This window comes from Mycoplasmopsis agassizii (genome assembly GCF_002276225.1).
In the GTDB taxonomy this organism is placed as follows: Bacteria; Bacillota_I; Bacilli_A; order Mycoplasmatales; family Metamycoplasmataceae; genus Mycoplasmopsis_B; species Mycoplasmopsis_B agassizii_A.
Genome location: NZ_NQNY01000001.1, coordinates 113858 through 126437, shown reverse-complemented (window position 1 = coordinate 126437; position 12580 = coordinate 113858). Strand labels below are relative to the sequence as shown.

The following is a 12580-nucleotide window of genomic DNA, read 5'->3' as shown; positions in this document are numbered from 1 at the left end:
ATTTTCGAAGATAAAAAAGTCTCTAGAAATTCTAAAGACATTCTTTTCTTTAACCTATAATAATTTATGAAGAATTTGGCCTTTAAAAAGCACTAAAAGACTCCTTAAAATGAAGGTTTTAAAAAAATAAACTCTCTAATTGAAAGTTTATTACAATATATTTGTAGTCATTGCTTTTAGGTATTCAATTTGCAAAAATCAGTTATCAGATAATTTTATTCATAAACCAAATATGAATAAATCAGAATTTTTTTCGAGATTAATCAACTTAATTACCAAATATTAAAAAATTTTTACAAGATCCAGAGCCAGAAAAAATATCTTGGTTTTTTTAGTGTAACAGTAAAAAATCTGGAAAAAAATTTCTCTAGGTGAACTCAAAGATACGAATAGTAAATAAATTTTGACATCTCTTATAAAGTAAATTACTTTTAAAATTCTTATTATTTAATTAAAAATAGGTTTAAAAAATAATTTACTTTTTATATAGTAATTCACCATTACTTCACAGTTCACTAACATTGAGATCTTTATCAACTAATACAAAATTGTTTAGTTGATTTTCAGTAACTTGAACATCTTTTAAATCAATGTCAAAAACATCTTTTTGATTATAAGAACTCAGTTTAACTAGTTCACTTCATGAGCAATTTGTTGCTTTTTTAAAATGTCTAAGCAAGTCATTATATTTATTAGCACTACCTGCTAAAGAAGATAAATCACCTAGGTAAAAAACACCATCTATTTTTTTAACTTTTAAAGTTCCTAGTTCGTAGTTACCGTTTTCTAAACCTTTAGCAACAAGTGAATCAGAAACAATTGATAAGTTATTTATGCTGACATTTTTATAGATAAAACGAAGTACTGAATCATCTATATGAATACCATCTGTAATTATTTCTAAATTAGTTTTACCTAGCGAATTATGTTCATTTTCTAAAATTAAATTAACAAGACTCTTATTGGTTGAATGGTGATAACCATTCATTGCGTTGAAAAAATGAGTAACTTTTTTTGCTCCGTTTTTAATTGCTAATTTAGCAGTTTCTTCATTAATAGTGCTGTGTCCTAAAGAAAAAATAAAGTCTTTATTATATTTAACAATTGCTGACATGTTTTTAGAATCTTCTGCAGCAATTGTAAAAACCAGCTTTAAATTCTGTTTTAATTCTTTAATTTTGTTGAGAAAATCAAAATCTGCAGGAATTATTAAACTTTCATCATGAGCACCTTTTTTAATTTTTGAGATAAAAGGACCTTCAAAATGTCATGCTAAATTAAATTGATCAGAAATATCTTTTCTTAGCTTCATAAAGTTAATAAAAGAATTTTCTAAACTCTTTAAATCAGCAACTACACTTGAAAAAACTATTCTAGCAACCCCTTCTTGATAAACCTTATTTCTATACTCTAAATAGTCTTTCTTTAATTGCTCATAGTTATTTAGATCATAGAAATTTTCAAAAGAAAAACCATACCCACCATGGGTATGTGCATCGATAAAAGGAGGCATCATTACTAATTCAAAATCATTGGTTTTTGAATTAGTAATCTCTACTATCTTGTTCTCTACAATAGTGATATCTACTATTTTTTCACTATCATGATTAGCTAGCAAAATGTTTTTAAGAACTCTTTTATTCATCTTGCTCTTTATCTAAACCCTGAAGAAAAGTAGCGATTGAATCGGTGTTATTATCACCGATAATAACGTTTGCTATTTCTTTTAAATCATCAGTTGCATTTTCTAAAGTAATTGCAAAATCTGCAGCTTCTAGCATTTTATAATCATTACTGCTATCACCAAAAGCAAAAATTTCTGCATCAGGGTGGTGTTCTTTGATGTATTCAACAGCAATCGCTTTTGAGATATTTTTAGGGTTAATATCTACAAAAATCTTGTTAGTTAAAACAACTTCATATTTTCTACCTAGATTTTCTTTAGCTGCTTTTAAGTATTTTTCAGAAATTGACTCGTTAGTACGAAGAGCAATTTGTAAAATTGTTTCTTTTCTTTGATAGATGCCCTGATCAGCATTTTCTCAAGTACTTAAGACTGCTGATTGTAAATCCATTAAGCGATTAGGATCAACTAAGTGAGCGTGCTTATTAGGATCATAAAGAATGTAAGAATCTTCTAAAGTATCCATCTGCATAATTAAGTTTTCTGAGATAGCAAGGTTTTTTAAAAATTCATAAGCATCTAGCTCTAGATTACCGTTGACAATTATCTGATTAGTTTCTAGATTCTTCATGACTGTAGAATTACTTGTAAAGAAATAGTTTAAGAATGGTAGTTCTTGCATGACATCTAGACATTTTTTAATTCCCCTGCCTGTAGCGATTGCTAGAATGTCACCTTTTTGGTGACGTTTTTGTAGAATTTTTAAGGTGAGTGGGTGAATTGTGTTGTCGTTTCTTAATAATGTCCCATCAAGATCGAAAACAAAGGCGTATTTAGACATATTTAAATAATAAATAAGAAGGGCAAATTTTGTTAAAACTTTTAATAAAAAATTCAAAAAAATTTGTAAAATATAAAAACTATATTTAAATGCAATTTTGCATTATTTTAAATTATGTGGCAAACCACTATTTAATCAAATACGGAGAACAAAATGAGTAAAAGAACATATCAACCTAAAAAACGCAAGCACGCCAAAACCCACGGTTTTCGTGCTCGTATGGCTACAAAAAATGGGCGTAAAGTGCTAAAAGCACGTCGCTTCAAAGGAAGAAAACAACTAACTGTTTCAGATAAATAATAATGAAGAGAACTTTCATCCTGAAAAAGAATTGAGAGTTTCAAAAAATTATTGATAATAAAACACAGATTAATAATAAGAATCTAGTTATTTACTATAAAAAAGCAACTGAGTTTAAAGTGGGTATTAGTGTACCCAAGAAATTCGCCAATGCAGTAAATCGTAATTACAATAAAAGAGTAATCAAATCAATTCTTGATGGCTTTAATTATCAGGCTTTAAATTTTACTTTAGTGATTATTACTAGAAAAAACTTCTTTAATCTATCTTACGAAAAGAAAAAGCATGAGTTAATAGCAATGCTAGAAAGGATTTTGAGTGAACAAAAATAATCGTTCTAAACATTATGATTTTTTCCAAGGAAAAAAAGATAATGATCCTAAATTAGAACGTAAAACAATTATTCGTAGAATTTTGTTTGTTTTCAAAATTCTTTTATATGTAATTTTGGCTGGACTGACCCTAACAGGTTGTGTGCAGTCTTTTGTCATTCGTAATACTACTCAAACAGGACAAGGGCTTGAATTCTATAATTCAACCCAGAACGTTTCACCTTATACAACTTTATATGCAACAGCAGATTCTGAAGTTTCACCTACAGTAACTAATTCTTCAGGTCAAACACTTGTTAATACAGAAAATTCAATTGCTAACGCTGTTGTTAATTCGCATGTTAACTATGTAGTTGTTAATAAATCAGTTATTTCTGATTTAGAAGCGCAAGCTAAAAATCACGGTGCAAACTATGCAAGTCTAGGAAATATTACTAGTGCAATTAGCTTAACAAATACAAACACAACTAACTTTAATTCAGTTAATACAAGTATTTGAATGGATGCAAATAATAACTTCCAAACTGTAAAGACTGATAACCAAAGCCAAAATACAGCATCAGTTTTCTATAGAGAAGCTGCAGATGGAACTAAACGTTACTTATTCTTTAATAACGAATTCACTTCATGAACAAATCTCTATGATAGTTACAGTAACATCTATGCAATTTCACAATCACCAGATGCTCTTGTAAGAGCAAATGCCTTAACACCTACAAATGATGCAAACGGTAATCCTGTTTATGTTTTAGAAAGACCTTACTTATTAAGAGTTACTTTAGATCAAAACTCCCAGACTCCTGCTGTAGTTAAATATAATCGTGATGTTGTAGAAACTTTATGAAGATGAACTTTAGCAAAACCTGTCTTTAGTCAGATAGTTGATGTCAGTGGAAATGCACAGACTCTAGAACAATTCTTAGAATTTATTGCAAATCCAACTAACTATATAACTGATCTTAATAATACAACTATTTTTTCAGGAGTAGGTTTAACACCTACACAGGCTGCTGCTTACAATACTTTATTAAGTATTAATCAAGTTGTTATTGATGCAGGTTACATTGCTACAAGTGCAAATACTTCTACATTAGGTAATCAAAGTATCTCAACAATTACTACTAATCTAACATCACCAAATCAATCTTATAGAAACTTTGGTTATGGTGAAAGCACTTCAGAAGCAATTGTTACTTTTGAACAAGCATGATTATATGGACCGTTTTACGCTCTAATAATCTATCCTTTTGCTCAAGTAACTGCTGCAATTACTAGTGCTATCGGACAAAGTGGTTGGGGAGTTGTTCTAGCAATTATCTTAGTTGTTTTACTTTCTCGTTTAGTTGTATTCTTCTTAACGTATAGAGGTATCTTTGGTACACAAAGAATGATGGACTTGAATGCTAAGAAAGCAAAAATTGAGGCTAAATATTCTCAATACGATAAAAGCAATAAAGTAATGCAACAACGTAAACGACAAGAAGTTTCACAGCTTTATAAGAGAGCCGGAATTAATCAGTCCGATACCTTTATCTCAATTCTCTACACAACACCTATTTTCCTAGCTGTTTGGAGAACAATCCAATCTGTTCCTCAAATTAAAGCTAATGAAATTCTAGGAATTAACTTTGCGACAACTTCATATCAAGCTGTCTTAAATCAGCAACAATATCAATATATTGCCGTTATTCTATTAGCCGTTATTTTCCAAGTCGTCTCCCAAATTTTACCAAGACTGCTCGCGCGGAAACGATTGAAGGAAAGAACCAATGCTTTTGAACAACAGCAATTGAAAAAGTCCAATAGGACACAAAACATTGTCTTGATTATGTTCTTGATTTTCACGGTTATCCTGCAAGCAGGGGTTCAAGTTTATTGAATCATCGGAGCAATCTGAACAATAGGACAACACTTATTTGTATTCTACATTCAACGGACCAGATTTTACAAAGGTTGAATTTTGAATCACTTATCGAAAGAACGCTTTGTACGTTGAAGAGTATAATATATTAATCACATCAGTTGATGTGATTTTTTATTGCCATTTTTCAGACATTAAAGACTTGTGAAGTAATTAAATAAATAGATTTCACCTAAACATAACTAAAGCAAAACTTGAAAAAACATCACATTTCAGTAAAAAATATTAAGAAAATTATGCTTTTTGTTAAAAATGGTTTGAAATTTTTTCAAAATAACTTTTAATTTTGGGCATTTTTTGGAAAAGTTATATTCTATGCACAAGGAGATATAACAACATTTTAGAAAGATAATTTCTAAAATGTCTGAAAGGATATTAATATGAAAAAATTAAATAAAAGATTTTTAATCTTTAGTACTTTTGGTGCAGCCAGTTTTGTTGCAATTACTACTGCGATTGCATGTAGTCCAATGGCTACCAAGCGTAAGACTGTTGACCCTGCATTGAAGAAAAGTTTTTATTCAAAAGTACTTCACCAACAAGGTTTGTGGGGAACTTTGAGAGATCCAAAAGCAAAAAATATTTTGCCAAGTAAATTTATTAAAGATCAACCATTTAAAACATTTGAAGATTTCAAAAGTCAAATAAGATTAAGCAAAGCACTTAAATTTGATAACACACTAAAATTAAATTTAAAACATTATGATGCTGATGATAAAAACGGAATAATCAATGTTTTTCTTGAAGCGGTATTTGCAGATGAATCAGTTGAACCTACTCTTTTAATTTCTAAAGAAGTTCATGTAATAATCAAAGGATTAAAAAGAAATATTGAAGAGCAATCAGAATTCTTAAAAACCATTAAAATGGATGATAAGTTACTAACTGAAGAACTAGCAAAAGAAATCACTAAACTAGTAATTACTGAAAAGTATAAAACCACTTTACAAGATTTCTTAACTTGACTAGAAAAAGTTTCATCTGAGAAAAATATCGTTGATAGGTTCAAAGAATTCAGTTTTGCTTTAGATGATAAAAGTGCCACTACTTTGAATGCTGAAGTTAAGGAAAACAAATTAATTGTTAATTTTAAACTAAAAGAAGCAATAGTTAGTGATACAAAAGATATATCTTTTACTTTTAATAATAGTTCAACAGTTAATTTTACAGCACCTACTGATGATGCAGATACTAAGGCAAAATTTGATGCAGTAGTTGCTAAATTTAAAGATGAAAAACTTGCTTTAAAAGATGTTGAACTATTAAAGTTAATACCAACACGAGCAATTCAAACTATTCAGCTAAAACCACTGCCTGGTAAAGAAGAAGAATTAAAAGATATCTTCGCTATAATGAAGAAAAACTTCAAGTTTAGCACTGATGGTTTAGAAATGGATTCAACCTTTAATTGAGAAATAGTAAGAGCAACAGCTAATGATGTTGAGGGAACCTTAGAAATAATTTTAGGAGTTTCTACACCTAGTTATTCACATCATTTCAACTATACTATAAGTGGCTTTAAGACAACTTTAGATACTAAAGTTTCACTTCTTCAATCGGTGACATTAGATAGTCAAGGTAAATCAAACGCTGAGTTATTTAATAACTTATGAAAAGTAGTAGCAACTGATAAAGCTACTTCTACAATGGATGATCTAACATTAGCTTTACAAAATGCTAGTGGTTTTAATGGTTTACCTGGTTTATTGGATGGTTATAGTTTAGTGACTGCTTCTTTAAGTAGTAAACTAACCAAAGTTGCTGATAATAACTTTGATTTAGAACTGAAATTTAAAATCCAAAAAACTGATAATACTGATACAACAAAACAAAAGGATGTTTTAATTATTCTAAAAGGTTTTCAAAATATCGGTAACGCAACAGTAACTAGTTAAAACAACTTTATTAACTACAATAATTACGTTCAACACGTAATTATTTTTTTTAAATGAAATTTGTAGGTTTTACTAGTGAAACTAAATTTAGCTAAACTAAAAGTAATAAAAAACCCTCTCCAGATAAACTAGAAAGAGTTTAAATAATGGCGCCATGACAGGCAGAAAGGGGGAATTATGAGTAATAAAAAGATTTTACTAATAATTCCTACAGCCTAAATTAGTTAATACAAAATTTAGGCTATTATTCATTCATGAACCTACGCCTAAATTAGTTAATACAAAATTTAGGCTATAAAATTATACAAAAAAATTGCAGATTCGGAAATTTTTTCTTGGCTTAGTTTTCATAAATTATTAGTCTAGTAAATAAGATTAACACAGTTAAATTATTAATAGTTATATAATTATAAAAACTAATTTTATAATTATATATTCGATGATTGAAATGTAGAAGTATGAAATTAAATAAAAAAACAATATTATTAACAGCAGGTATTTTATCAATAACAACTTTACCACTTATATATGTGGCTTGTGAATTAGGTAGTTATGATTCTTCTCCATATATCGGCAAGGATCAAGTTTTAACCTATAATAGAAAAGTTATCAAATATACTTCGCTCAATGAAAAATTTTTTAGGTACTTAAAGGAGTGAAATAAGAATCATAAATGAAGCGAAGCAATTTCTAGTGATGATGAATTAAACACTGTATTACAATCTTGAGTTAATAATTATGCTAGATATGAAAGATCACTTGAAAATGTCTCACGTAATCTTGAAGTTGCTGAAAGGACATTATTGCAAGAGGCTAGAGACCTAAAAACTGTTTATACAAAAGAGTGATTTAAAGATAATACATTAGTAATTGATTATGGTGGTACTAGGTATGCAAATTTAGAAAAAAGTGACTACTCTTTTTTCAATGAAAAGACAAAAATTAAAAATTTAGCCAAGATTGAGGTTGTTCAGTATGCTGATAATGTTGCTAATAATGAAAAAAGAAATTAAAATAACTTATGCTGATAAGAAATATATTAGTACAATTAGCCCTGTAATTTATGAATTGAAAAATAAAGATTTTAACCTCACAAGTTTAGGCAATTAATCAGTAAAAAAATACTCACTTGATGATTCAAAGGTGTTGAAAACTGAAAGAGTTATTAATGCAAGATCATTCTTAAATATAGATGTTTCAAAATACAATAGTAATGGTTGAACAAGATGAAACCTACCTGATGACAGTTTGGTTAATTCTAAATCAAGCACCCTTGACGATGAAGAAATACGGATAGCAAGCAACTCAGTTGCTACTGGATTCATCAAATCAAAAGAAGAATTAGAAAACCTAATTAAGATAACTAAGGAATCATATTTAAAATCTAATTCTGAAGACAATTCAGCAATAGAAGAATTTGGCAAAGCTCTAACATATTTTGATGGTGAATTTTTAAAGATAATGTCTTAAGCCTTTTAGCTGTTGAAAATTGACTTGACCATTATAAATGAGAATCTGAGTATCGCTTTGTAAGTGATTATAATGCTGATATTTTGAAAAACAATGTTGACATAAAATTATTTTGATACAGCTATGTTAGTACTGGTAAATATGTAAATTAAAGGTCAAAAGTTAAATTTACTTCAAGATTAGAAAAGCACAAGAATATTCCTATAACATTGATATGACCAAATAGAGGGGCAACATTATTTATGGCAATAAATTGAAACAAATTTACTAACATTAATACTTCTAGAATCAATGTATCTTTAACTGTAGATTATAATATATAAACTAAATCAAAAACAGTCTCAAAAAATAATACCGAGTGCTTTTGCTTGGTATTTTTTTTCTGTTATCACTTATTTTAAAGTTTTAAAAATAAAAAATATTTTTTAAATATTTTGGCAAAAAAAGACAAAAGCGTATCATTATTACGTATTACGACTATATGAAAAAAGAAAAACCAAAACTAATAATTATCTTCTTTTACCATTTATTAACTTTTTAAAGTATATATGGCATATATAGCCCGATAATTAAAAAAAGAAGGACAAATATGAACAAATTATTATTTACACTAATGAATAATGCTAATATCGTTAGTGTACCCTTACAACCATTAGCACCTGCTAATCAAAAACTGGTTAACGAAAACTTTGTATTAGATACTTTGTTTAAAATTAACAGAGTTGGTTACAGCAAGGAGGATACTGAAAAAAATATTGACAAACCTTTAGAAGTTTTAGTAAGACTAAAGGAAAAAAATCTTGATGAAAACAGTACTGAAAACCTTGATATTCACAAAATCACAGATTATTATACTAATGAAAACGATCATTTCGTTAAATCTGTTTTAGGTTTATTGACTGATGTTTCAAGTGTAACACCTAGTTCAACATCGCCACTAATAGCAATAAATTTTAAAAACAGAAAAAACATTGAATTAAACTTAATAAAACTTGCAGTCAGTGAAAATGTTGCAAAGGTTACATCTTTTGAAGTTCCCTCTAATTTTGATGCAAAACCTGTAAAAAATTCATTTAAAACAAATGCAACATCAATAAAAACATCTAGTCTTAATAGAAAAATATTTGAAAGAGTGGGAGTTGCAGAGCAAATGGATGAAGATAATAATCATGAAAACAATAAGATGTGGTACAACACAACCTTAGGCGTTTACGATGCTTGAACCAATCTTCATAAAGGTAATCCTAATCTAAATGGTTGAATACCTAAAATCGTATATAATTATGAATCAGATTCTGGCGATAATTCACAAGCAGCAAGTTCTAAAAGACATGCCGACGACACAACATCGATTATCACAGGTGTTAATGGTATTAATGATTATCATATTGATATCTACAGCGCTTATGAAAACTTAAAAGAACAAGATGAAAATAAATCATTAAATCTTTGAATCGAAAAAATGGATTGGATGATTGAAAATGGTGTGGGTGTAATAACAAATAGTTGATCGTACGATGTCTCACTAAGTAAAGCAAAAAAATATCCATATTTTTATGGATACAGTGAAAGATCTTATTATCTAGATTTTATTGCTAGAAAATACGGAATCATAAGTGTTTTTTCAACAGGAGATTATGAAAGAGATCCTGAAAATATGGCTATAAGTTCGCTTGCTCTTTCTCACAATTCTGTTATGGTTGGTTCAACAACACAAGATGGAAGTAAAAGAAGCAACTTTTCAGGGTATAAGGTTGCAGATGATAACATTTTGACTAAGCCACTAGTAGTTGCACCTGGAGAACACTTTATGTTTGCTTCAACAGAACCAGGAACTCAAACAGATTTGGCAATATCTACTGGTTCAGGTACAAGTTATGCTGCACCCGTAGTTACAGGGTTGATTACAACTCTTTTAAGACATAACCACAAACTAGCAAAAAAACCAGCAGCAATTTTAGCAATTCTTACAGCAGGATCTGAAGAAATTAAAGGTTACTCCAAAGATAAAGATAATGGTCTAAATAGTGAGGTTGGAGCTGGTTTAGTTAACTATAAAAGAATGCAAAAAGCTGCTGATAATGTTAGCTTTATAGACACCGAATACTTCAGACAGCATATCTCTAGCGAATTTTATCTTTCAAAAGATGATAATATAAATATTTCTACTGCGTGATTATATAACGCTGGTTATATTGATTATAATGAAGGGGTACCTGACAAGCCAAAAGATTATGATAAAAAACCTGATTGAATTAAAGATTGACATTATTTAGAGTGAATACCAATTGTTGGTTATTTAGTACTAGCAGGTAAACAATCACTTTTTGATGAAGATGTAAAAAGATGAGAGCAAGCCAAAAAAACATATGATGACAAACTTAGAGAACATAAATCATCACTTAATACTTTCGGAAAAAAAGATGATATTGAAAATTGAAAATCAATTGAAACTTTAAAAAAAGAACATGGTAGTTCTTGATATACACCATTAGATTTAGATCTTAGGCTAGAAAGATACGATTCAGATGATGGATTGTGAAGAGAGGTTGCATCATCTAGATCTTCGAAAAGCAATGTTGAGTTTATTAGATTTAAAGCCACAAAAAATGGTAAATATAGAATTATAGTTGAAAAATACGTAAACTCAAATAGTGGAATAGTTAAAGAACGTATCAAAGGTGCTTTAACTTATGTGATCAACTAGTGTAAACAAAAAAAGATTTTTCATAGTTATAACTCTAACATCTGTAGCATCATTTTCTACTATTTTTGTTTCGTGTTCAATTTTGAGCAAGTATGATTTTTCGCCTTATATTGGCAAGGATGAGGTTATTTTACCCAACAAAAAAATTGTTAAATATACAGCACTAAATAGTTCCTTTTTTAGTTATTTTAATAAAAATGATAATGATTTTCTTAAGGCTGATTATAAGAATGATAAAAAACTAGCAACAGAAACTGAATTAGTAAATAATGTAGATAAACTTAAATCAATAACTAACTCTTGACAAAAAAATTATTCAGACTATTTAACTTCTAAGCAGCACTTTCGTAGTGACAATTCCGTGAATATGGACGGTCTTAAATATCATATAAAAAAATTAGAAGAAGTTTATACTTCAAAATGATTTGAAAAAAATTCGCTAGTAATTGATTATGGTGGACACAAGAAAGCTAAGTTAAAAAGCGACAGCAACGATTTTTTCATGGAAAAAACAGAAATAGAGAATCTAATGGATATTTCTTTAGTAAAGCACACAGACAACCTAAAAGATATTGAAATTATTTATAAGAAAGATGAGGAACAGGACAATTCTAGATATGAATCACCTATCATCTATGAGTTAGAAAATAAAACATTCGGTTTGTCTAGCAAAGAAAATTATAGTGTTTTTAAGTTATGAAACACAGACACTAAAGTGTTAAAACGGAAAAGAGAGTTTAACGCTAATTCATATTTAAATACAGATCTTCATTACTATAATGAAGATTGACAAAAGGAAATTACAGACGACAATGTTAGTTTTTATGGTAAAAGTAAATTGTTAAAATCAAAACTTGAGTTTGATAATTTAATATTAAAATCAAAATCTCCATTTTTAAAAATGAATCCAGATCAACAAAAAAACATTGGAGAATTCGATAAAGTTATCTCTTACTATGATGATAAATTTTTCAAGGACAATTTCTTAGCAATTGCATCAGTTTCTTTATGAACATCTTTAATTCATGAAGAGAATTCACCCTACATAGATGATTATAATGTATTGGTTAAAAATAATGAAGTTGCTATAATTTTATTTACTAACTTTGTTAGAACAGATATTGCAACAAGTAAAAAGCCAGAATTAGTATTTAGTTCCAGTTTAAATAAGTTCGAGAATATTCCTATAAAATTATCTTTTCCTAGTGAAGATGCAACACTTTTTATACCAATTAGTAAAAGTAAATTATCCGATACCGAAAAGGCAAGAATTCAGATATATGAGTATCGAAAATAGTAGTTAATGAATATATTTGTGTAAACAAACTAAGCCCCAAAATAAAACTCTTATTTCTATTAAAAGTAGATATAAGAGTTTTTAATGGTTGTTCAATTTTAATCTAAATAAGAGAAACACAAAAAAGATGGTTTTCTTTAATTTATTTTATTAAAATGTTATTTTTTAATTATTTAATACTAATTTTAAAAAA

Annotated in this window: 10 protein-coding genes; 8 read left to right on the top strand and 2 right to left on the bottom strand. The window is 28.5% G+C overall.

The features are described 5' to 3' along the window. Positions 1-475: 475 nt before the first annotated feature. Positions 476-1645, bottom strand: coding sequence for an amidohydrolase family protein (locus tag CJJ23_RS00520; protein ID WP_095334469.1), 1170 nt, complete (start codon positions 1643-1645; stop codon positions 476-478). Next, positions 1638-2465, bottom strand: a complete 828-nt coding sequence (locus tag CJJ23_RS00515; RefSeq protein ID WP_095334468.1) for a Cof-type HAD-IIB family hydrolase — start codon at positions 2463-2465, stop codon at positions 1638-1640. Before CJJ23_RS00515 ends, CJJ23_RS00520 begins: the two co-directional genes overlap by 8 nt. A 153-nt stretch (positions 2466-2618) precedes the next feature. On the opposite strand from CJJ23_RS00515, the gene rpmH reads away from it, so the two are divergent. From rpmH to CJJ23_RS00475, 8 genes are all read left to right on the top strand, one after another. Further along, a complete protein-coding gene (rpmH, locus tag CJJ23_RS00510) occupies positions 2619-2765 on the top strand; it encodes a 50S ribosomal protein L34 (RefSeq protein WP_084232836.1) in 147 nt (48 codons plus the stop codon). A 2-nt stretch (positions 2766-2767) separates the two neighbouring features. Then, complete coding sequence (rnpA, locus tag CJJ23_RS00505) at positions 2768-3097, top strand: ribonuclease P protein component (RefSeq protein ID WP_084232835.1); 330 nt, start codon at positions 2768-2770, stop codon at positions 3095-3097. After that, positions 3084-5102, top strand: a complete 2019-nt coding sequence (gene yidC, locus CJJ23_RS00500) for a membrane protein insertase YidC (protein ID WP_095334467.1) — start codon at positions 3084-3086, stop codon at positions 5100-5102. The genes rnpA and yidC overlap by 14 nt, the downstream gene beginning before the upstream one ends. A 296-nt stretch (positions 5103-5398) precedes the next feature. Continuing rightward, on the top strand, positions 5399-6913 hold the full coding sequence (locus CJJ23_RS00495) for a lipoprotein 17-related variable surface protein (protein ID WP_095334466.1): 1515 nt from the start codon (positions 5399-5401) through the stop codon (positions 6911-6913). A gap of 458 nt (positions 6914-7371) precedes the next feature. Beyond that, positions 7372-7926 (top strand): hypothetical protein, encoded by a 555-nt coding sequence (locus CJJ23_RS00490; protein WP_095334465.1) that lies wholly within the window; start codon positions 7372-7374, stop codon positions 7924-7926. A 133-nt stretch (positions 7927-8059) separates the two neighbouring features. Beyond that, on the top strand, positions 8060-8383 hold the full coding sequence (locus CJJ23_RS00485; RefSeq protein ID WP_095334464.1) for a hypothetical protein: 324 nt from the start codon (positions 8060-8062) through the stop codon (positions 8381-8383). A 589-nt stretch (positions 8384-8972) separates the two neighbouring features. Further along, positions 8973-11090 (top strand): S8 family serine peptidase, encoded by a 2118-nt coding sequence (locus CJJ23_RS00480; protein WP_095334463.1) that lies wholly within the window; start codon positions 8973-8975, stop codon positions 11088-11090. Beyond that, positions 11077-12387, top strand: coding sequence for a hypothetical protein (locus CJJ23_RS00475; RefSeq protein WP_095334462.1), 1311 nt, complete (start codon positions 11077-11079; stop codon positions 12385-12387). Before CJJ23_RS00480 ends, CJJ23_RS00475 begins: the two co-directional genes overlap by 14 nt. The last annotated feature ends 193 nt before the right edge of the window (positions 12388-12580 follow it).